This is a genomic window from Sinorhizobium sp. 7-81 (genome assembly GCF_030124405.1).
GTDB classification, from domain to species: Bacteria; Pseudomonadota; Alphaproteobacteria; order Rhizobiales; family Rhizobiaceae; genus Sinorhizobium; species Sinorhizobium psoraleae.
The window spans coordinates 80449-101481 of sequence record NZ_JASKLT010000014.1; the positions used below are offsets into that span (position 1 = coordinate 80449).

Consider the following 21033-nt stretch of genomic DNA (forward strand, 5'->3'; position numbering starts at 1 on the left):
TGCGATCCGGCACCGCGACAAAGAAGAGCAATGTCCTGGTGCAGGGATACGAGGGTTCGTTGTAGAAGAGATTGCTTGAAGCGAGCTCCACCACCTATCCTGACACATGGCCGCCACGTCAACTTCGAGAGATGACTCTGCGATCGGCTCCCCGATCAGGAGAGCAGGCGTTTTACTTTCTTGCATTTTTACACGCCGCTGTTTCGTGTAGTGAGCGTTCGCAGGTTCACTTGCGGGAGGCTCGCAACCATGTGCGTAACTTGATTGACATTCGTCAGCAGCAAACCATCGCACCATACGTGCTCGACTCGTCCCCATTGGCAGGCTGCCGCGGCACTGGGAAAAAAGCCCCGCCCATGGTAGTTGGCGCTGGTATTGCAAAGCAGTGGAATACCTGTAAGTTTTTCATACTCGACGAGAAGCTCCGAGATTTTGTGCCCAGAGGTCCTGGAAACGGTCTGCAGTCGCGCTGATCCGTCGAGATGTACAACCGCGGAGATCCTCTCCCGCCATTCTGCCCGTGTCTGGTGATCGAACAACATGTAAGGATCCGGCGTTCCAGGGCTGAATATTTCTGGCGCGCGATCTTCCAGGCAAATCGGTGCCACTGGCCGGAAGTGTTCACGAAATTTGACGTCGTTCAGATAATCCTTCATTTCCGGTGAGGTAGCGGCTGCGAGAAGGCTCCTGCCCCCCAATGCCCGTGGCCCGATCTCGGCGCGCCCGGAAAGGAAAACCACGGGCTTGTTACTGGCGAGGATGGTGGCAAGTTCTGCCAAGCTACATGCCGTAGCGTCCCATCCGGGTTGCACATTGCTGCTTTGCAGGGTGGGCCCACTGTAGACCGACCATTCCAGAGGCACGAAGCCTTGCTGCGACACCATTTCACAGCAAGCTGCCCCAATTGCCGAACCGCTGTCATTCGGAAAGGGCGGTATCCAGACAGCCTCGAACAGACCAGTCTCACGCAAGGCACTGTTCCATTTGATATTGAGGCCGCAGCCGCCTGCTATGCACAAATTGCGCGGTCCTCCAAACGAATGGTCCTGCATGGCAAGAGCCATTTCGTTAACGAGGAGACGCTCGAGGAAAAAATGAAATGATGCAAGCACGTCTTCAGGCGCTTCAGCCCGCAATCGGAGCGCGCTGACAACGAAGAAATCTTGCACAGCCGCAAGCGTCGTGTCCGCATTGTTAATGTTTGCACGGTAATGACAGGCACGATCGGTGTCGCCCGCAAATCGCTCCTGGTACAGCTTTTGAAACACCTCAACGATGCCTTCATCAACCGACCCCAGTGCGATATAGGCCATCAGCTTGCCGGCTACACCCAGATCCCAGCCACCATGGCTCGCCTGCTTATAGGGCCCGAAGTAATGGCCCGCAGCGGCGTAGGCTTGACCTATCAGCGGGAACAGACACTTGAGGAACCGGGCTCCGCGTGCTTCTACATAATAGAGGCGCGGAAAGATGCTGCCGTCCCACACCAAACAAAACGCAGGTTGTCCCGCCTTGGCAAAGGGACTGGTGCAGTATGCGGAGGCCACGTGGCCCGTCACATGCGGATAGCTCTTGTAGGCAAAGACTCCGTCACCGAGTGCCAGGCCGGAGCCGTCGAGCGAGTCAAGAAGACCCTCGGCATGGCGTTCAACATAGGGCGCCCCTTTGAGAGTGACCGGAGCCGACCCACTGAGGACTTGGAACCGCGACTCGACTTCACCATCCCAACCGTCGATAACAAACTGATCAACATCCCGCGCGGCGAAACCGTGGGCCGCCAAAGCGGCGAGAACTGTGTCGAGATTTTCAATTGTTTGATATCTGGGATTGTTGTCTCGCTTCTCCTGCTCAATACAGAAGACGAGCCGTCCATCCTCGACAAGGGCGATCGCCCCGTCATGGGTTAGCTTGATGCCGCAGATGCGCATAGTGTGTCCTTGTCTAGCGCCGAGAATTCGATTTATTAGGGGGCGGAATTCCGAAAACGGGCGAGCAAGCAGTCTTCGTTGGCCGAGTCACCCTGGCAATCGTGACGCTCCACCTCGATCAACGTCTCGTTCAGCACCGTGAGGACCGTCTCAGCGCCAGCTGCATGGCCCCAGCGGCGGCAACAGGCATCGCGCGCCGATCCGAATACCAGATGCCCGCCTGGCGCAAGCACGCGTACGATGTTGCGAACGGCCGCGCGCATCTCGGCTACGTCTCCGACGTAATAGAGCACTTCCGCCACAACGATCAGATCAAACAACTCCTCAGTCGAAAACTGTCGAACGTCGGATACTATCCAGCTGACATGTGGCGGCTCTTTCAAGCGTCGGCGCGCTCGAGCTATCGCTTGCGGCATCGCGTCAATCACCGTGAGCCGTTGGCAGCAGGGCGCGAGCTTCTCCGTGAATGCGCCGGCCGCGCACCCGACTTCGAGTGCATTAATGATTAAACCTTGGGAAAGCGAAAGCCGTAGCATTTGAATGTGGCGCTGCCGCTCGAACGGATTGCCGTCAAGCCGCCACGGATCGTCGGCGGCCAGTTCCCGATTCAGCAGTTGATAACTTCGGTTATGTGCCAAACTCGTCCCCAGGCGAATCAACTATCACTCATGGCTGCAAGTGCCGCCAAGTGCCACGAACCTCCTGGGCAAGGTCGAACCTGCGAGAATCTTGGCCGCATTTCTCCAGATGATCTGAGTAGCGACCTATTTGCCCAGCACAGTTTCCAGCGCACCATAGACGTCATGCGAGGTCTTTCTCTTATTACGGCCGCGTTTGAGGCACTCTCATGCGATTGATGCCGTAGCGCGATCGGTGAACGTCACGTGTTTTTTGCTGTGCAGCATTAGACCTGATCGGTAAAATCGATTGTTTGGATGGTCATCATCTGTGTTGTAGATGCGTAGATTTGCGGCCGAAAGGTGCAATTCTTGCATATGAGGTTCTTGATAGCGGTAAAGACATTTCGCGTCATTGAAGTATAACTACATGCTTTAGTGGGCGCGGTTACGCGAGGCGGAAGCTTGCTGCTTAATTGTCTCCTGTGAGCGATCGACGATTTTCCGATCTAACAAAGGTATCGCAACGATTGTGACCCCTGAACATCTGTGGCCACCCCCGTCAGTGCAAGAGGTTTCAGGCATGGTACTTTGCGCGTAATCGGGTGCTGACACCTGTCCGGTCCTCTGTTGCGACCATCTGGATGCCGCGGGCCCATATGGGAGTTCGCGGATCGGTGCCAAATCATTAAAGCGTGCTCTGGGCACTCCGTTCAGGCCTGGTTTTCCGATCCCGTCTCTTATCGACCGTGCCTCCCTTCGACCCTCCTACACCTTCGACGCCTCCTGTTCGCGGCCAGTTTATCCGGCCGCTACTGGAGCTCCATAGACCCCGCCTTTCGCCAACAGCGCCCAAACGATGCGCGCAAGCTTGTCGGCAAGGGCCCACGGTCACAAGTATGCATGGCTTACGGACGAGCATAGGCGCGAGCCACGATCCCTCTGGCAGACCACGATGAGCGGCTTGCCGGACCACGGAGCTGGCCCCGAGAATAAGGAGCCGCACCGGCAGATCGCTGAAGTGGCGTCAGGCCGAGCCAGGCGGCAAAATCACTTCCTTTTTTGAAGGTCGACGCCGCTTGAGCCAAATTATCAATGCCGTTGTTGTTATCGGGCCAACACCGGGGATCGTCGCAGGCCGCCGAGCGTCCGCGTCTTCCCGGGCGCGACGTGCGATCTCGTGGTCAGGTCGCCTGATCCGGTCCTCCAGCGATCGCAGAGTATCAGCCAACATGGCGAGCGCCACACGAGCAAAGAGCGAAGGGGATGGGGCGAAAGCCATTTTCATCGACAGCGGGCTTGTCTTCCCAAAGGCATTCGCCGGTCAGATTCACATGTTCCCAGAGCGAAGACAGGCTGGAGACCATATGATCGGCGACGCCGGACAGTTGCTCGCCGAAAGACTGCACCATGTCTCCCGCGCACGGTGGAAAATGGGTTGATCGCTATCGATGCGAAGGATTGGCGGGATTGCGGGATCGCTCTTCCCGGCCGCATCGCTTGCGCCGGCCGACGCCTCAGACGGTTGTCGCGGCAATTGAGCGGCTGCGGCGCCAGCGCTGGGCGGGCAAGCAGATCGCTGCCGAAACCGGTATATCCCCGGCCACGGTCAGCCGGGTTCTCCGTCGGTTGGGCTTGAACAAGATCAGCGCCCTGGAGCCCGCCGAACCGATCCGGCGCTATGACCGTCAGCACCCAGGCGAGCTCATCTCGACATCAAGAAGCTCGGTCGGATCGGCTGCGTGGGGCACCGCATCACCGGGCGATATCGTGGCGCAGTCAACCGCTGTCCCGGATTTACCAAAAACGCTGTCCGCGATTTAATGGAATCGCTGTCCGCGAATTACCGAAACCCGCAGAACACACCGCCGAGCTGCCAAAGTGGCTTCACCGCTGCAACTGGCATCGGCCTCATGGCAGTATCGGTTCAAAACCACCCATCAGCCGACTTGGCCTGACTGAAGACAACCTGTCGAGGCTCCATGCGCTTTCCTTTTCCGCTCCTTGCCGGGGTTGTGTTCCAGGAGCCAGCGCAGCGTGTTCAGCATGATGAACCTCTGTGCGTCGCGCTGGTCGAACGCCAAGTCCTCCTCGAAGGACGACAGTCGAGGCGGTAAAGGCCGTTCGAGCTCTTGCGGTCGGCGGCCTGTCGCGAGAACACGGGCTAGGAGCGCCTGCGCAGACTGGCGGTCCGCCGACTCAACGCTCCTGCGCAACATCGAAGCATGCGCGCCGCAGTCTGACCGCACAGTTCGCGGTGCAGACCAATGATTGCAGCCTCGGGGCGGGTCAGATATCGTGCGACGATCCGCCGGTAGCTACGCCCAAACCTACGGAAATCCAAAAAAAGCGCCAACCTACTTGAAAACCGCCAAATCGAAGCAATCCAAAACGAACGAGCCCGCCGAAGCAGAACTCGCTGGTGTGGTTGGAAGTGAACCGATGCTCCATGTTTCGTTTGACCCAAGGCTCGCCAAAGGCATGGCGACTCTCGCCTGCAACTGTCAGGTCGCCGAAACTCTCCGCATGCCCCCAGGAGCTATTGCTCCAAAACTGGGGCCAAAACTGCAATCAAGACTGCGAATAGCCCGACCATAAAAAAGCAGACGCGCATTGTGGTTGCTTGTGCGAGCAGTCCAATTGCAAAAGGACCTACCGTCATTGCGCCATATGCGAAGGTTGCAACATAAGCGATACCTTGGCCGGCTGGCACTACAAGATCCGCCGCTGCCCGACTAACGGCTAGGGGCAGAATGGCTGCATAACCAAACCCCATCAGCACGAAGCCCACCACGACCAAGGGCAAACTATCACTCGAAACAATCAGTAAGGCGCCAAGTGCGGCCGAGGACCCGCTCAGGCGTGTAACAGTTGCTGATCCCAGTCGCATGACCAGGAAATCCGCGCTGAGCCTCATGATCACCATGGCGGCAGAAAAGCCCGCGTAGCCAAGGGTCGCATCCGCCGGCACGGTCCCGACTACATCACGCAAATATACGGCGCTCCAATCGAGAGCTGTGCCCTCGCCTAATCCAGAGGCGAGAGCAATGAGGCCCACAAGCAAAAGAGCACTACGAGGTAACGCCAATCCTACTGCACCCTTGTCATTCGTCCGGATGGTTGATTGCCAATCGAGCAGAAGGAACGGTCCGAGAATCCCACCGGTCATCACGGCTGTGAGAAGGAAATGGATGTATTCTGGAGCCTGAAAGGCGACGGCAACATAACCGCTTGCTGCGCCCAAAACGGCGCCAAGGCTCCACATCGCATGAATCGACGACATCACTGGCCGCCTCGCGTATTTTTCCACCTCGCTCGCCCAGCTGTTCATCGCTACGTCCATCGAACCATGGCACGCCCCAAAGAGGAAGAGCGCGATCGCCAACAACGGTACTGTCGGGGCCAGCCCTACCAAGACGATTGAAATCAGGAATGGGATAGCGATCGCTCGGGCGACCCGCGCGGCACCCAAGCTATCGGACAACCGGCCGGCAACCGGAAAAGAAATCAATGCCCCCAGCCCTAAAAGCACCAGCAACACCCCGAAGCTCGCCTTGTCAAAATGAAAATGAGCCATCACGGCGGGAACGCGAGAGGCCCAGGTCCCCAAAAGGACGCCGTTCAACAGAAAGCCCGCAGCGACACTGCGCCAGGGAGTAAGCAATGTGCGCATTTTTTCTCCAACATCCGATGGCTCCTGACGCCGTTGATTTTAGGCCCGGTCTTCCGGCTCCCCCTTATGCAGATCGCGCGCAGCGGGATTCGGATTACTTCTTAATATCCGGTCGGCGCTCCCTCATTCGCGGCAGGCTACAACGGCATTCGTAGCCCGGCCTTCGCTGCAGCGTGCTGTTTGCATGGCCAATCCCTCCCCTGCTGAAGCGCTGCCGGCAATGCAGTATGCGTCGGCGACAGTGCCGTTTCCCAAAGGGTGCGCGATCAAAATGTGAGGACTCGACGGGGTCCGATATATTCGGTCTCCAACCCGTTGGATCTCGCATCATGTACGAGAAGATTAACGCCGGTCCGGTTGGTTCTGATACGGTTGCCATCCTTATCGAAAGGGAACGAATCGGCGTGCCTCTGCGCCCAATCATAAGCTTGTCGTGAGACGATCTCGATTTCCCATCCGGAGCTCTTTGAATAGGTGACGCGGAGATCTGGGCCTAGTCTCCGCTGCTCTCGCGTCTCCAGCCGGTGAAGACGGTGTAATGAGCTATCAACCATCACTCTCTCCCAATTTCGATTGTGGTCCGGCAAATAAAGATCCATGCAAGTTAGCAAAAGCGCTGTACCGTTCAATTGATGCAGATCATGGCCGCATCGATGACCGCTCGATCGGGAAAGTGATGTGAGCCGAGTAAGGCAGGCCTGCATCAGGTCTGGGGGGTCACCTTGGACTGAATCATGGCATCCACATACGCCGACAGCCGGGGGGCACGTCATTAGGAGTGGTGTCACCTTCACGATCAATGGAAGATGGTCGCTTTTGAGATGCGGAGGAAAGAGCTGACGTCTAAGGTCGAAACGACAAAGGATCCGCCTCCCCTGCTGCATCCGACGTTGCCAAACATTACCAGGAGGAGATACGCGGCCTTCGCGATCCTCGTTGAAAGGAGGAGAGCCGCGGACGTGCAGCCCAGAGAATGGGAACGCGGTTGGAACGGAGCAACCGGCCCCGATCAGCGATCAACTGTTTAGAACGCTGATCGTCCGCTTGGTGGCCATGCGATCCATGGGTTGGCTACGGGGAATTTGTCGGCGGGATTACCGCGCAGCGTCGTTAACCCTAACCATCCTGCCGGCTCCGTTCGGCCAAGGCAGCTCGGACCCCTCGGCCGTACGCCGAGACAAGTCGGCTGTGCTTTGCGCCAGCATCGTATACAGGCGAAAAATTTAAAACTCGGCGAGCCAGCTCATCGCCGGCATTGCCGCTCACAACCCTTTCCCTTGGGTGGGTGATCGTCCAATCTGGACGGTTCTTGTTGCAAATTCGACAAAAGTGCGTCGGAGCGATTGGTTTGAATCAAACACGAAAACCCAGCGCGTTGAAATGGCTTAGTTTATTCGGCTGGCATAGCGCTTGCTTTCTGGACGGCGACCTGACCACCCACTGGGAGCCGTTTGATGAGCGCACCGATAGTTTCTCTTGAAAGCCTGACCAACGCGACATCCTCTGGCCAGTTGCTGAGAACCGCGAGATCCGGTGGCGGCGTATCCTCGTCCTGCGGCTTGTCCTCGCGACCAACCGACATGGATGAGGCCACCTGGGAGAAGATTAACGATCATCCTTGCTTTTCAGAGGAAGCGCACCACTATTTCGCGCGTATGCACGTCGCAGTCGCACCAGCGTGCAATATCCAATGCAATTACTGCAATCGCAAATATGATTGCGCCAACGAAAGTCGGCCCGGCGTTGTCTCGGAAAAGCTGACACCGGACGAGGCGCTGCGGAAGGTGATTGCGGTCGCCAACGACGTGCCGCAGCTTTCCGTGCTCGGCATCGCAGGGCCGGGCGATGCCTGTTACGACTGGAAGAAGACAAGGGCGACTTTCGAACGCGTCGCGAAGGAGGTCCCAGACATCAAGCTGTGCATCTCCACCAATGGACTCGCCCTGCCGGAGCATGTCGACGAGCTCGCCGAAATGAACGTCAGCCACGTCACAATCACCATCAACATGGTTGACCCAGCAGTCGGCGAAAAGATCTACCCGTGGATCTACTATGGTCACCGCCGCTACACCGGCATCGATGCTGCCAAGATCCTGCACGAGCGGCAGATGTTGGGTCTTGAGATGCTGACCGAACGCGGCATCCTCACCAAGATTAATTCGGTGATGATCCCCGGCGTCAATGACCAGCACCTGATCGAAGTCAGCAAATGGGTCAAGAAGCGGGGTGCGTTTATGCACAACGTCATGCCGCTGATTTCCGACCCGGCACACGGCACCTGTTTTGGCCTGACGGGACAGCGCGGCCCAACCGCGTTCGAACTGAAGGCGCTTCAGGATCGCCTCGAAGGCGGTGCCAAGCTGATGCGTCACTGTCGACAGTGCCGCGCCGATGCAGTCGGTCTGCTCGGTACTGATCGTGGCCAGGACTTCACGGTAAATCAGATTCCGGCCGATGTTGCCTACGACGCTAGCAAGCGTCATGCCTATCGGGAGGTGGTCGCGCGTATGCGCGAAGACCATTTAGCGGCCAAGAACGAGGCGATCGCAATGGTCGCATCAGCGAGCATCCGCGGGTCGCTTCAAGTGGCTGTTGCGACTAAGGGCGGGGGACGCGTCAACCAACACTTCGGCCATGCGAAGGAGTTCCAGATTTATGAAGCCTCGCAAACCGGAATCAAATTTGTGGGGCATCGCAAGGTCGAGCAGTATTGCCATGGCGGCTGGGGAGAGGACGCCACGCTCGTTGACATCATTTCTGCACTCGAAGGCATAGACATCGTCCTGTGCGCCAAGATTGGAGATTGCCCCCGGGACCAGCTGATCGAGGCTGGGATCCGAGCAACTGATGCTTTTGGTTATGACTACATCGAGACCGCGATCAGCGCTCTTTACGCCGCCGAGCATGGCATCGACCTATTGCAGGCGACGGCCTGAGCCGGCTCAGCCCTAACGAATCAGGAGTTGAATAATGGCCTTCAAAATCATCGCATCCCAATGCACTCAGTGCGGCGCCTGCGAGTTCGAATGCCCTTCCGGCGCGATCGGGTTCAAGGGTGACAACTACGTGATCGATCCTAACATATGTACCGAATGCCAGGGAGTTTTCGAGCTTCAGCAATGCGCCTCGGTATGCCCGATGCCGAACACCTGCGTGCCGGATTAACCTCCATTCAACTCGTCGGGCTTTCAGCCGCTGCAGGCCTGAGTTCCCCCTCTGTAACCCCAACGATGAAATAGGAATTTCGATGGGTCTTGGACGCGAAGAGGAAGTCGAAATCAACAATCCCCCACGATTTATGCCGGGTGAGCGGGTCTGTGCCACACGCCACATAAGAAATGACGGCACCTATCCCGGCAAGGAAATCGGAGAAAGCCTCGTTAGGAAGGGCGACGCGGGTTTTGTGCGCGACGTAGGGACCTTTCTGCAGCAGTTCTACATCTATGCCGTCGAATGGGTTGATCGCGGTACCGTTGTTGGGATGCGGACGCGTGAACTGATGAGTCTCGACGAGGCCCCAACTTTGAAAACTACTGAATGCGCCACTAGTCTCAACGAAGGAAAAGCCAGATGAAAGTAACGATCCGCAGGAGCGGCAGCGTCTTGTCAGCCTATGTTCCCAAGAAGGATCTCGAAGAGCCGATCATCCAGGTTGAGCATGAAAGCCTGTGGGGCGGCTTTGTAGTACTCAGGAACGGCTGGTGGCTCCAACTGCCCGACCTTCCGAAGGACACCTGCCTGCCGGTCACCGTCGAGGCAAAGAAGATAATGACTGATGGAGCTGGTATCGCGGTGCAAAGAGAAACATCATGAATACGACACTGACTTCCAAGCGCGCTGTCGTTCGGAACAGCCATGCCGAAAGTGGCTTGACCTGCCGCGTACGAACCTGTGGCTCGAATGTGTCGGATCGCGCTGTCGCCTCCGATCTGCTGGGCGTCGTTCTTGGCATCGTGCCGTGGAGCAACCGTTCGCCTTCGCCCCCGATCATTGAAGGCTGCGTGGGCGATTCTCAAGCATAACGACTTGCCGCGGTCGCGCCCAGGCGATCGAGGGGCAATAACGCTTGCCGGAGAGACCTTCCGAGCCGTCGGCCCAATCAGTCGCACGAGAGCCCCCACGGCGCCCAAAGCCCGCCAGTGAAGGAGTTCACCATGACGACTGCAAAGGCAGCTATCCTGCGCCCCAGGGAAACGGGGTCCGAGAAACGCAGCGGCGCGCCGACGCCCCTTGTCACGCGCGAAGGTTTGACCGGCTGTTCGAAAGAATCACTGTGTTCGCTCTCGGCGTTCCAATTGGCCTGAACAAGACTAATTGCGAAGACAGCGTGACGGTTCTTGACGCCATGCGATCTTACGGATCGACGGGATCCAATGCGAACTTGTCCCAAATGATGCGGCCTCGATCCCGCCGAACCTGCCGCACCGCTTCATCAACGATGGAATCGAAACGTATCTACTTCAACGGTGTCGCCAAACGTAACATAACGAGGGCGGTTTCCGTGGCCGATAATGCGTAAGACGGGTGCGCCCGTTGTCGAATTTGCCCTGACTCTCGCGCTGGGAGCGCTTGGCGGCTGGGCAATGTGGCATTTCGATATGCCGCTTGCGTGGCTCGCCGGCGCAATCATCGCGACCGGCGTCGGCGGGCTGTTAAGACTGCCAGTGGCGATGCCTCCCTTCGCTCGACCGCCAATGACCGCTGCTCTTGGTGCAATGCTCGGAACGTCGTTCTCGCCTGCGATGTTCGAGCACACGGGTTCATGGCTGTTGTCGCTCGGCGGTCTGGCGGTGTTTATCGCGGCCGCAGGCGCACTGTTCTACATCTATTTCCGGCGTGTGGCGGGTTTCGATCACGCCACGGCCTACTTCTCGGCAATGCCGGGAGGTCTCGTCGATATGGTGACACTCGGCATCGAAGAGGGCGGCGACGAGAAGATGATCGCACTCGTCCATGCCGTGCGGATCTTCCTGGTGGCACTGTCGCTGCCGTTCCTCATTCAGAGCTTTACCGGCGTCGCGCTGGATCGCACGGCGGCCGGTTTTGTTCCGCTCGCGAGCATCGGCGCCAATGATCTTCTATGGTTCTCCCTGGCTGTTTTCATCGGAGCGGGTGCCGGAATACTGCTGCGCCTGCCAGCGCGCTACCTGCTCGGTCCCATGTCGGCAAGTGCCATCATGCATGTTATGGGATTGACGCACTTCCAGCTGCCGAGTTCGGCGAGCGCCGCGGCGCAGATCGTCATCGGAGCAACCATCGGCTGCCGTTTCGCAATGGCGCCGCCAAGGAAGATCATGGAAGTCGTTGGCCTGTCGTTCGGTTCGACAGGCCTGCTTCTGTCCATGACGCTATCCTTCGCGGGCGTTCTTTCCTACCTCACAGGAGACCCGTTCACCGCTCTCGTGCTTGCCTATTCACCGGGGGGTGTTGCCGAGATGAGCCTCATTGCTTTGTCGCTCGGTGTCGAGGTTCCCTTCGTTGTCCTCCATCACATCGTTCGTCTCATTCTCGTGATGGTAGGGGCGGCGGCCGTGTTTCGGTGGGTAAAGCGCTAAAGATTCTGAAATCTCCTGGCAGGACTATATAGACTCCAGTGGTAGCTGAAGGGACGGGCCTTGCGGGTCGAGGGTGGGCGCCGCCGTCGCCGGTGTCCTCCCCAACCTGGACGCGCGAGCAAGCTCGGAGCGCTGACGGGCATAGCTCGGGGCGATCATCGGGTAATCGGCCGGGAGTCTCCATTTACGGCGATATTTGTTCGGGCGTGAGGCCGAGTTTCGCCATCAGGTGTGGAAGACGGCAAAAAAGTTCAAGTTGCTGCGGCGGAAGCAGATGATGAAATCCTCGGTGACGGACTTCCTAACCGGCACTGCGGGCCGCCGCTCTTCGACGACACGCTCCTCCTTGGGATCAGATAAGCCGCGACAAGGCGGCCGGTGAGCTCGAGGGTTCGCTCATGGCGTCCAAGCGCGATCTGGTCATTGCTCTTCTCCCGTCGAGTTGGACCTGGCAGAGTTCGCCGAAGGTATGATGCACAAGCAATCCCCGCGAACTCGGCTTAGCAGGTTAATGGAAAACGCAATAAATGCGCCGAAGAAGGAGGCAGGCGACGCGTTCGACCCGGCAATGCTTTCCGCCACCGTGGATTTTTCGTCCTCGGTTGGGGTACGGCCCCATCAACATTCTCGCTGTTTAGGTAGCGAGATGAGCTCCCGGCCTCCTACACTTCTCCTGGTCAAATTCGCACCTTAAATGCGGGATTCGGAAAGATAACAAAAACTTTAGATTCCACCCATTCAACGTAGTGGATGTTAGAGTTTGCGCATTAAGGGCCTCGATCTCGACCTAGGTCAGGGCGGCGGTACGCGCTGGCAGCGGAGACGTCGTCTTTCCACGTAGCTGACTTCGTCGGGAATTATCGCAGTTAGGCAAGTCGATCCATCAATTCGGATTGAATGATCGTTGCGGTGTACAGCGAAGCGTCCAGAGGCAGATCTCCAAACGCGACCTGACAAAGGAGATAGTTGGCACCCGCCTCTTCCAGTTGATCAAGCAGAGTCCGTCGCACAAAAGGCGCCGTCCCTACCACGCACAATTCACTCTCGACTGCTGCATCGAAGGTCAGGGGCAGATTTGGTGGAACTGGGATTGCATTGAGGTCGTACAGGAATTTGAAGCTTTCAAGCCATCGTTCGAAAGCAGGAGCCGCGAGCGAGTATGCATGGCTTGCAGACTGCCCGACCACAATCATGCGAAGCAATCCGAGAAGTGACACTTGGTCGTCCGTGTGCATGTTGTGTCCTCCCTCGGCACGGTATGCGTCAGTAATCTTGCGAACAAACGACGCGGGTCCCACACATGCGATGTTTGCGCCGTTTGCAGCGGCCCAGCGCGCAGACTCTGGTCGGTTGGTGGCGATCCATGTCGGCGGGTGCGGACGTTGATGAGGCCTCAGTGTCAAAGGGACATTGTCTAGCTGAAAATGGTGACCCTGATAGAAAAGGGTGCCGCCCCTCATCGCCTCCATTAGAATTTCGCTGGCTTCGAGATAGCGTTCTGGCACCGCGTCGGCATCTATCCCGAAGTAAGTTAGCTCGATCGGAAGAGAGCCACGCCCTATACCAAACTCGACCCTACCACCGCTCAAGTGGTCAAGCATGCAGATCTCCTCAAACGCACGTAGCGGATGACAAAGGCTAAGCAGCATGACTAGGGGGCCAATACGAAGTTCCCGGGTGCGCTGTGCGACGCTCGATAAGAACAGATTCGGCGATGGGCCTCTCCCGTGCGGAGAACAATGGTGCTCCGCCAGGTGATAAGCATAAAAACCGAGCCGATCACAGGCTTCTGCCAGCCTGAGGCGATCTGCGTATTGTCGTCCAATGGCGCTACCGTCCTCGTCCAAATGATCGAAGATGCCGAAAGCTAGCTTGGAGGGAAAGGTTTTTCTCATTCAACTGTCTCCAACTTTCGTCCGGGAGCCGGATCTTGATCAAGCGAATTAAGACTGGGGTGTTTCTTGGCTGAACGTCACTGATCGCGGTGAATCTGCCATCAGGTGGCCGCGGGAGCCCGATTATCGAAGCTTATCGCCATTGCGCGCACACGTTCTTGCACACTCGGCTGATCGCTGAAGAGCTCACAGGTTCCTGCCGGCGAAAGCTTCCTGGTCTCAGCGGCATTGTCCAGGGTTTGCAGTTGGATGGAGGGACGCCGTGAACTAAACACGTGCAACCGGCGGGGCTATGCTGCTTGGCTTCATCCCCACGGGAGCGGCAGGACGGTCAAAGCTCTCGGGAGAATCGTTCCCCTCTGTCCTGTTACGGACGCAAAATAGCAGAGACTGAAGCTGCTATACGGCCGATCTTTGAGACGTATCAGCTCCCAAAATATCTTCGGCAGCTGCAAGAAACGCGTCCATTTGCGGTGTTGTCCCGATGCTAACACGAATGCAATCTTCCAGACCTTTCTCAGGGATGACGGCCACGAGTATCCTTTTTCGTTCCAAGCAGGCTTGCCACCAGGTCCCGTCTCGTCCTGCTGGCACACGGGCCAGCAAGAAGTTTGCGTGGGAGGGTGTCACAGAGAAACCAAGTTGCGACAGTGCGAAACTCACTCGCGCTCGCTCATACTTGATATGTCTGTGATTCTCATTATAGGCGGCGCGATGGGCGAGGACGCTGACGCCAACCGCATGGCCGATCACGTTCATGTTGAAGAGATTCTGGATATTGCGCAGTCTCCCTACCACCTCAGGATGCCCGTAACCGAAGCCAACGCGAATTCCGGCGACCGCATAGCTCTTCGAAAATGTTCTTAAGACCAGAAGGTTCGAATACCGATTGACGAGACGCAGAGCGCTATCAGGCGCAAAGTCCACATAGGCTTCATCTAGCACGATCAACCGGTCAGATCGTGCTACGAGGCTTTCAATATCGGCAATCGGGACAAATGTTCCGGTCGGGTTATTCGGATTAGCCAAGAGAATGAACTTGGCTTCTTTTGCGGGACCGAAAAGCAGTTCCTTTATCGGCAATGAGCCAGATTCGCCCCATCCGATTTCGAGCAATTGAGCGCCTTGCAACAGGGCCAGTTTGCGGTTGTACGCGAAACCGGGCGACACCATTGCCACACTGTCACCCGGGTCAAGAAATGCTTTGTAGATGAGCGAAAGAAGTTCAGATGATCCGTTACCAGCGATAACCTGATCCGTCGACAGGCTGTAGGACGCGGCAGCCGCTTCCCTCAAGCTGATGTTGTCGTCCTCTGGATATAAATACTGCCGCTCGAGAGCAGCAACAGCGCTTTGCATTACCGCTGCCGGCAATGCAAATGGATTCTCATTTGTGTTTAGTTTGACACAACTAGCATCCGGCGTTGGACTGGACGGTAGGCAATTCAGCTGTCTGTACACTTGCGAAAGAGACGAAAGTACGCTTTGCAATTTATTATCAGACATAGCTCTTCTCCTTCAGTCACATAGGATCCTCGCTTTGTCCGACAGACGACGGGGTCCATTACCAGTTAACGTGCATTTACTGGCTGCGACTCGGTGGACTTTCTTCTATTCGAGTCCTGTTACTTCAGTGAAATTGTTTCTTTGCATAGCACCCATCGATGCTATTGATCTAGGCATCTCTGTGGGGCTCGAAGACTGCCGTGGCTCTTCTTGAGTGGCGCCCGGGCCGGTGCGCTCGAGCCAGTGAATTGGGAGTTCTCGTCTCAACGCCGATAGGGGTCTTGGGCGGCGCGATTTAGAGCCTGAACGAGGGCTACCCCTGCGGCAGCTTGTGGAGGCGCTTCGACCGGCCGAGCAAGGCGGGCACCTTTGAGAGCTTGTTCGGAATCTCGCCTCGCTTTCCCGCTGGGCGATGTTCCTCCGTCGCCAGTATCACTTCGTCCGTGAAGTGTTTAGCCGGGTCGATCAACCGCTGTCAGCAAGGACGGGATAACCGCCTTATGAAAGGGAATGGCGGCGGCAAGATAGAGCCAGCCCACAAGACTCCTGCGCCGCACCAGGGTGGTCATTCCGACAATCTGGCCATCAGCCGGTCCGTCCCTGACATCCACGACCATACGAAAAAGCAGGTGACGGTCATCATAGCCGAATATTGTTTGGCGATCGTCGCTGTGCAATAGCGGCAAGCTGGCGACCAGGTTGTCCGCATGTCCCGGGTCCGCGGTCGCGTTCAGACCGACCAAAGGCGCGAGACGGTTTCGAAAACTCACAAGGTTTCGCACCCAGCGGGGTGCGCTCCCAAGCGCTCGCCGCGCCGCCTCAGCCGCTGTCATTGGCTCGACCAAGATGAGGACTTCGTAGCGATCAGCCCAATCCGCTCCTGGAAGCCAAGCATTCGGCAGTCTTACAACAACCCGTCGTGGTTTCACGAGCGCTTACCTTTCACTCTTTACCTTGTCCGCCGATCAGTGCGGTTACTGTTGCTTTCGGCCTTCACATATTTGCTCAGGAAAGCGCTGCGAGGTAGGGGACCGGTTGCCGCAGTTCAGGGACATTTGTCGCACAGGGGCAGGCGCGGGCGGAAACAGCGCCAGCAATCGTGTTTGTACGTCCTGCAGGGGCCTTAGGAGCTAATCCGTGAAAAGCAGTGCACTGCCTTTGTAGCGGACTGCAGTCCACGTCAGACCTGTTGCGTTGAGGAGCAGCCCACCCAAACTGGAGGCGCTAAAGCCCGAAGTCCACCTTCGCAAGCGGCGGGAAACTTGTGGCACATCCATTTCGCGGATGGTTGCCATAGAACAATTGCATTTTGCCAATTTCACCGAATGCTGCATAGCCAAGCAGCGGACGTTCACCGATCACAACCAGCTTGATCGGATCGACAGGGCGTGAGACCGCTTTAGTGATGGAAAGGAGTAAGATGGAGAATGTCGTGTACCTATTGGATCCGGAAGCAGCACTCTTTCGGGCTGTTGAGGTTGCCGGAGACATCGGCCCTGCATCGATCAGTGACTTGCTCGGTTGTAAGCTTACTCAGATGGTCCGCTTTGACGAGTTGCATTGGCTGTTCCTAAATGAAGAAGGACTACGGGATGGCCTAACCGCCTTCACCTTCTTTGATCGCTACCCACAGCCTCTCGGGGGGAAAATTGTTCTCGCCCGAGGTGACGGAAGCGAGTATTATCATTCCCCATCGATAACAATTGAGGACGCTGCCGCACATTTCCAGTGCTGCCGACCGGTAATTGATCCGGTTCTTGTTACGCCTCATGATGTGCAGTCAAAGGGCCTTATACTGGCAGGCGCTTTGGCGGATTTGAAAGTGCGGATCGAGAGGCGCCCCCCAATTCCCGTGCATGGAAGCGCCTGAGATTCAATTTCGGAATTAAGAATCTCGATATTATCACAGGGACGTTCGCCGGAAAGTTCCGGCGAAACGATCAGGATTGACTTTCCAACAATGATTCATCTTCGAGGAGACGAGGCCGGTCGGGTTTCCACGACCAGGATCGACGGCTCCGCTTTGTCTCGTCAGCCTCGAACCAACGGAACCTGATGATACAGGGGACTGCCGTCAGCACACAAGAAAGGACGGCGTCGGCGGACGTACTCGATGACGAGACCACGAGTGTCGAACTCATCCCCAGTTGCCGCCCCGACGAAGCCGCGGACGAGAGGAACCTGGAAACGAATTCACTGCTTCAACGCAACCCAAGAGCCACCGGATTCGTGGCTGTCGGCACAAGCGTCAATGAATAGCATACCTTTAAGCCCATCTTCGGCTCCGGAAAGCTCGACGCTACCTTCCGGGAGAGCATATCCCGCGCGGCGCGAGGCGATTGCAACGCCAGCTTCGGCATAGAGATTTGCCCATGCATCCACTGCAGCTTCACCGTGCCCTCGCGGAAGATGTGTCAGGCGTTCCGCCTCGGGTAAGATGCCATTGCCACGACCGCGGATGAAAATCTGCTCCTGCTCGCCTAGGGGTACATAACGCAGCACTTCCGGTTTTTCCTGATCCCAGTCTAGCCCGCCCTTGTCGCCCCACACACGAATGCGGAGACCGCAATATTGGCCCGGCGCAGCCTGCGTCACCCAAAGAATGCCAGGGGCACCGTTCTCGAGACGGAAATTGACAAAGGCCGTGTCTTCCATCGGCTGTGGAGCTCCGCAGTTGTGAAACTCAGCCCTGACACTGGCTATATCCTGTCCCGTCATCGTATGCAGAAGATGATAGGCATGCGTACCAACATCCGCGGTCGTTGACGCGCGGCCGACCTTCTCCGGATCCCGCCGCCAAATGGCACCCTTCCCACGATCGGGAACTGGACCTGTCGCCCACTCCTGAGCATACTCCACGTGTGCCTGCCGGATGGTCCCAACGGCTCCGTTTCGGATCATGTGCTTAGCCTGACGAACCATTGCGTGGTGTGCATGGGGGTAAGTCATGACGACCACGCGACCCGTAGCCCTTTGAAGCTCCAGAAGTTCTCGAGCATCGGAAACCGTCGTGGTCATAGGCTTGTCCAGTATTACGTCGATACCGGCCTTGAGAAAGGCCGCCGCGATCCGATGGTGTGTCCAGTTTGGCGTGACGATTGAGACGGCTTCTATACCGTCGTCGCGCTCCGCTTCCGCTTCTGCCATTTCGTTCCAGTCACTGTACGAGCGGTTGGGTGCAATCATCCATTCTGCGGCTGATGCGTGTGCGTTTTCGGGGTCTGATGATAGAGCTCCCGCAATGACTTCCCAGTGGTTCGACAGCCTCGCGCCAGCGGAGTGCCATTGTCCAACAAGCCCGCCTCTTCCGCCGCCGACGAAGCCCAGTCGCAATCGCCGACCGAGCAGCGGGTTCTTTAAATTGCATTTTCCGACAGAGGTCATTGAATGTTCTCCATAGTGTGTCTTCAACGAAATCAATAGCGGCATGCTTCTGCGCCAGACCGAGAGCTTCACCACTCCTCTCAACTACGATGCCGCTTGTAAGTCGCTCGTTGCTTCTTGGTGCCGCCCCAGAGCCGCGTCGAACACCTCGGCGGCTCGCGAAGGTGCTGTCATCACGGCTCAGAGCTTCTTGGCGGTTTTGATCTAGCATTGCTCCTGCTCATGTGTTTGCGAGTTTGCGGGATTGGAAGCATGCACCGTGCCAAAGGAGAAGGTTCTTTTAAAACAATGGAGTAGCTCTAATATGCCATGTCGGATGTTGGACATCGCCGGATCCGACATCCGACACGTCGTGTGCAATCGATGCTGGGCGGCTGAATGAGGCCGCGGAAGGCCATCGCACCAAAGTGCGTGTGGCGAATTACGGCATGGAATTGGAAACCCTGCACTATGAGGTTGCTGAAAAGTCTACGTGGGACCCTCTGGCGCTAGTATGGTCACAGGTGGGGTCGCGCTGGCTATTTAGAGCGGAGAACCTCTGATATAGGCGCGCTTATCATGTTAGTGCACGAATGTGGCAATTGCGGTGGGCGCCGAAGCAATCGCATTTGGATACGTGAGGCACGTGCTCCCTCTCTGTATTCCGGCTCTGCGGGGCTAAAGCAGACCGGCCACTGCGGGGACCATAGCTATGATTGTTTTCATATTGACGTACTTATAGTTGCGCGGATGGGAGCGGTATTCGATAACTCAACATGTGCGATAAGGCCAAGTCATCCCCGCCTGAACTCATGGCACGATTTATGCAGAGCGCGGATTGTCCCATGCGGATAACGAACTTGACCACTCGGCCTTAATGTCAAAACTACAGCTGGCGTGTAGCCGAAGGAAACCGCGGCGTGGCACGAATCGGCATAGAAGTCATCATCAGGCAGTCACTGTTCAAAAACGAGCCTGCAGGATCGAACCATGAGCACAACGACGGATTTCATTGCAGAGCTGATTAGGGCGGTAAACGACATTGAAAAACTCACGCACTATGAGGTAAGCCGCCTCTTAGACCGCTCGATCGATACCATCCGGGACATGCGCAGGCACACTGGCGACGCAGGTATCCACAGTGTGCGGGACGTTCTGGTTGATCTCCGGCTATCGTCAGAGCGCGTTCAGGACCTGTCCGCGGAACAAGTCAGGGACGCTCTCGTCGACGCAGCTGACGTCCTGAGGTCATTAAAGATTGTGTTGGACCGGACTGAGTGAGTTGCTCACGCCACTGATCTCGAACTTAAGCCGATCGTGGCCATTGCATTTGTGTGCTTCAAGGCGGCAGTAAGCTCAGTTGTTGCAGCGGCTCCGCCGTCACTCCGGGGCAAGTAGCGAGAATTGAAACGTAGCGCCGACTACCTGATGGCATCTCCAGTTCCCCAAAAACGCGCATGGAGCCGGACCCCGCCACCCCAGGGGGCGCTCTCCTCATCTGTTACTTGCCGCGAGGGGAAGGTCTTGTGCACCAGCAACGAGCGCCTACGACCAGGCATGATCTTCTCCTCGCTGAAGGGAGCGCGCGCGCCACAATCCCATCGAACAGCCATGGTGCACATTAACGAGTCGGTCTTCGCTGTCCCGCATCCCACAAGCAAACTCGGGCGCATGAGAGCTGCAGCGGTTCCAGCTGGCCAGCTGCAACCGTCAATGGCGCTCCTTTCAGAGGTTCACACCGCCGATTTCACTGCCAAAGCCTCAGGATTTCCATTTTTTGGCATTGCGGCATTTTTGGGAATTCCTTTGACCCTGGCATTTGTAGCTACAGCTTCCGCCATAGTCGACAAGAACGGTTCGAGGTGGAGAACATGGGGGCAAGCTTCGATGCTTCAGATTTAATACGGATGAACTGTTATAGAAACTGCGGCCCTCGGGAGTCTGCAATAGTTCGCGGCTACGCGTTGTTGGTTCTGCCCGCTTGCGAGCCGCGACGCCCTCTTTCATCGACTGGCCGTGCAACCGGTCCGACCCCAGTTTGCGGATGAGGACGGCGGCGCCCATCAGCGTCGTCTGGACGGCGGAGCGTATAGAAGTCACCGCATATTCCGCGATGGTCCATGCGACGAAGATGATCCTTCTTTCCTCATTCGACATGGCCGGAGTGTCGCTTCCGTCTGAAGCTGCGTTCAGCGGCACTGAGCGGTCGAAAGCGAGGGTGAGATCTTCGATATTCTCGTTGAGCCCGGACGGGATCAGGTCGCTCTGAAGCTGATGCGTGTCCTGCTGAGGAAGCAGGGGCGTGCTCCGAGCGTAGTCGTGACCGGCAAGCTGCCCTGCATACGGAGCAGCCAAACGACAGCTTGGAGTTTCCCGCTCAGCATGAGGAGGGTTGCGCTAGAGCACGTCCACTTTAATCCGGGTCATATCCTGCTGCTGCGAAGTAGTTCGCACACTCTTGCGGCTCGAAGAGCTTGACGATGTCGCCAACGGTGT

The 21033-nt window shown here is 57.1% G+C and carries 16 protein-coding genes and 4 pseudogenes; 11 read left to right on the forward strand and 9 right to left on the reverse strand.

What is annotated here, in order from left to right; genetic code table 11:
* Positions 1 to 188: 188 nt before the first annotated feature.
* From nodU to QN224_RS28310, 3 genes and pseudogenes are all read right to left on the reverse strand, one after another.
* On the reverse strand, positions 189 to 1928 hold the full coding sequence (nodU, locus tag QN224_RS28300; protein ID WP_283979347.1) for a nodulation protein NodU: 1740 nt from the start codon (positions 1926 to 1928) through the stop codon (positions 189 to 191).
* A 35-nt stretch (positions 1929 to 1963) separates the two neighbouring features.
* A pseudogene (gene nodS, locus QN224_RS28305) lies at positions 1964 to 2598 on the reverse strand (nodulation methyltransferase NodS).
* Positions 2599 to 3346: 748 nt separating this feature from the next.
* A pseudogene (locus QN224_RS28310) lies at positions 3347 to 3797 on the reverse strand (transposase); the annotation flags it as partial.
* Positions 3798 to 3955: 158 nt separating this feature from the next.
* Here QN224_RS28310 and QN224_RS28315 point away from each other — a divergent pair.
* Both QN224_RS28315 and QN224_RS28320 read left to right on the forward strand, forming a co-directional pair.
* Positions 3956 to 4369, forward strand: a complete 414-nt coding sequence (locus QN224_RS28315) for a helix-turn-helix domain-containing protein (protein WP_283979349.1) — start codon at positions 3956 to 3958, stop codon at positions 4367 to 4369.
* Between the two features lie 58 nt (positions 4370 to 4427).
* Positions 4428 to 4532 (forward strand): annotated as a pseudogene (locus QN224_RS28320) (IS481 family transposase); the annotation flags it as partial.
* A gap of 552 nt (positions 4533 to 5084) precedes the next feature.
* Here the strand turns inward: QN224_RS28320 and QN224_RS28325 are convergent.
* Positions 5085 to 6218 (reverse strand): MFS transporter, encoded by a 1134-nt coding sequence (locus QN224_RS28325; RefSeq protein ID WP_283979350.1) that lies wholly within the window; start codon positions 6216 to 6218, stop codon positions 5085 to 5087.
* A 538-nt stretch (positions 6219 to 6756) separates the two neighbouring features.
* Here QN224_RS28325 and QN224_RS28330 point away from each other — a divergent pair.
* The 6 genes from QN224_RS28330 to QN224_RS28355 all read left to right on the forward strand — a co-directional run bounded on the left by QN224_RS28330 (position 6757) and on the right by QN224_RS28355 (position 11773).
* A complete protein-coding gene (locus tag QN224_RS28330) occupies positions 6757 to 6900 on the forward strand; it encodes a hypothetical protein (RefSeq protein ID WP_283979351.1) in 144 nt (47 codons plus the stop codon).
* 772 nt (positions 6901 to 7672) lie between these two features.
* Positions 7673 to 9154: a nitrogenase cofactor biosynthesis protein NifB gene (nifB, locus tag QN224_RS28335; RefSeq protein ID WP_283979352.1), complete on the forward strand. Its 1482-nt coding sequence runs from the start codon at positions 7673 to 7675 to the stop codon at positions 9152 to 9154.
* Between the two features lie 34 nt (positions 9155 to 9188).
* Entirely contained in the window at positions 9189 to 9383 is a 195-nt protein-coding gene (locus QN224_RS28340) for a 4Fe-4S dicluster domain-containing protein (protein WP_283979353.1), read from the forward strand.
* A gap of 82 nt (positions 9384 to 9465) precedes the next feature.
* Complete coding sequence (locus tag QN224_RS28345; RefSeq protein ID WP_283979354.1) at positions 9466 to 9792, forward strand: nitrogen fixation protein NifZ; 327 nt, start codon at positions 9466 to 9468, stop codon at positions 9790 to 9792.
* Positions 9789 to 10031 carry a putative nitrogen fixation protein NifT gene (nifT, locus tag QN224_RS28350; RefSeq protein WP_283979355.1) on the forward strand — a complete coding sequence of 81 codons (243 nt, stop codon included), beginning with the start codon at positions 9789 to 9791 and terminating at the stop codon, positions 10029 to 10031. Before QN224_RS28345 ends, nifT begins: the two co-directional genes overlap by 4 nt.
* 698 nt (positions 10032 to 10729) lie before the next feature.
* Positions 10730 to 11773 carry an AbrB family transcriptional regulator gene (locus QN224_RS28355; RefSeq protein ID WP_283979356.1) on the forward strand — a complete coding sequence of 348 codons (1044 nt, stop codon included), beginning with the start codon at positions 10730 to 10732 and terminating at the stop codon, positions 11771 to 11773.
* Between the two features lie 24 nt (positions 11774 to 11797).
* Here the strand turns inward: QN224_RS28355 and QN224_RS34115 are convergent, their stop codons facing one another.
* The 4 genes from QN224_RS34115 to QN224_RS28375 all read right to left on the reverse strand — a co-directional run bounded on the left by QN224_RS34115 (position 11798) and on the right by QN224_RS28375 (position 16007).
* On the reverse strand, positions 11798 to 11932 hold the full coding sequence (locus QN224_RS34115; protein WP_369292617.1) for a hypothetical protein: 135 nt from the start codon (positions 11930 to 11932) through the stop codon (positions 11798 to 11800).
* A 707-nt stretch (positions 11933 to 12639) separates the two neighbouring features.
* The gene (locus QN224_RS28365) at positions 12640 to 13668 is read right to left on the reverse strand and encodes an LLM class flavin-dependent oxidoreductase (protein WP_283979357.1); all 1029 of its coding nucleotides are present in this window, start codon (positions 13666 to 13668) and stop codon (positions 12640 to 12642) included.
* Between the two features lie 399 nt (positions 13669 to 14067).
* On the reverse strand, positions 14068 to 15174 hold the full coding sequence (gene hisC / locus QN224_RS28370; RefSeq protein ID WP_283979358.1) for a histidinol-phosphate transaminase: 1107 nt from the start codon (positions 15172 to 15174) through the stop codon (positions 14068 to 14070).
* Between the two features lie 452 nt (positions 15175 to 15626).
* Positions 15627 to 16007 carry a DUF2867 domain-containing protein gene (locus tag QN224_RS28375; protein WP_283979359.1) on the reverse strand — a complete coding sequence of 127 codons (381 nt, stop codon included), beginning with the start codon at positions 16005 to 16007 and terminating at the stop codon, positions 15627 to 15629.
* Positions 16008 to 16594: 587 nt separating this feature from the next.
* Here QN224_RS28375 and QN224_RS28380 point away from each other — a divergent pair.
* Positions 16595 to 17044 (forward strand): hypothetical protein, encoded by a 450-nt coding sequence (locus QN224_RS28380; protein WP_283979360.1) that lies wholly within the window; start codon positions 16595 to 16597, stop codon positions 17042 to 17044.
* Between the two features lie 323 nt (positions 17045 to 17367).
* On the opposite strand, the gene QN224_RS28385 is transcribed toward QN224_RS28380, so the two are convergent.
* A complete protein-coding gene (locus tag QN224_RS28385) occupies positions 17368 to 18630 on the reverse strand; it encodes a Gfo/Idh/MocA family oxidoreductase (protein WP_283979361.1) in 1263 nt (420 codons plus the stop codon).
* A gap of 897 nt (positions 18631 to 19527) precedes the next feature.
* Between QN224_RS28385 and QN224_RS28390 the strand changes: the two genes are divergently transcribed.
* Both QN224_RS28390 and QN224_RS28395 read left to right on the forward strand, forming a co-directional pair.
* On the forward strand, positions 19528 to 19818 hold the full coding sequence (locus QN224_RS28390) for a hypothetical protein (RefSeq protein WP_283979362.1): 291 nt from the start codon (positions 19528 to 19530) through the stop codon (positions 19816 to 19818).
* Positions 19819 to 20739: 921 nt separating this feature from the next.
* Positions 20740 to 20871, forward strand: a pseudogene (locus QN224_RS28395) (IS6 family transposase); the annotation flags it as partial.
* Between the last annotated feature and the right edge of the window lie 162 nt (positions 20872 to 21033).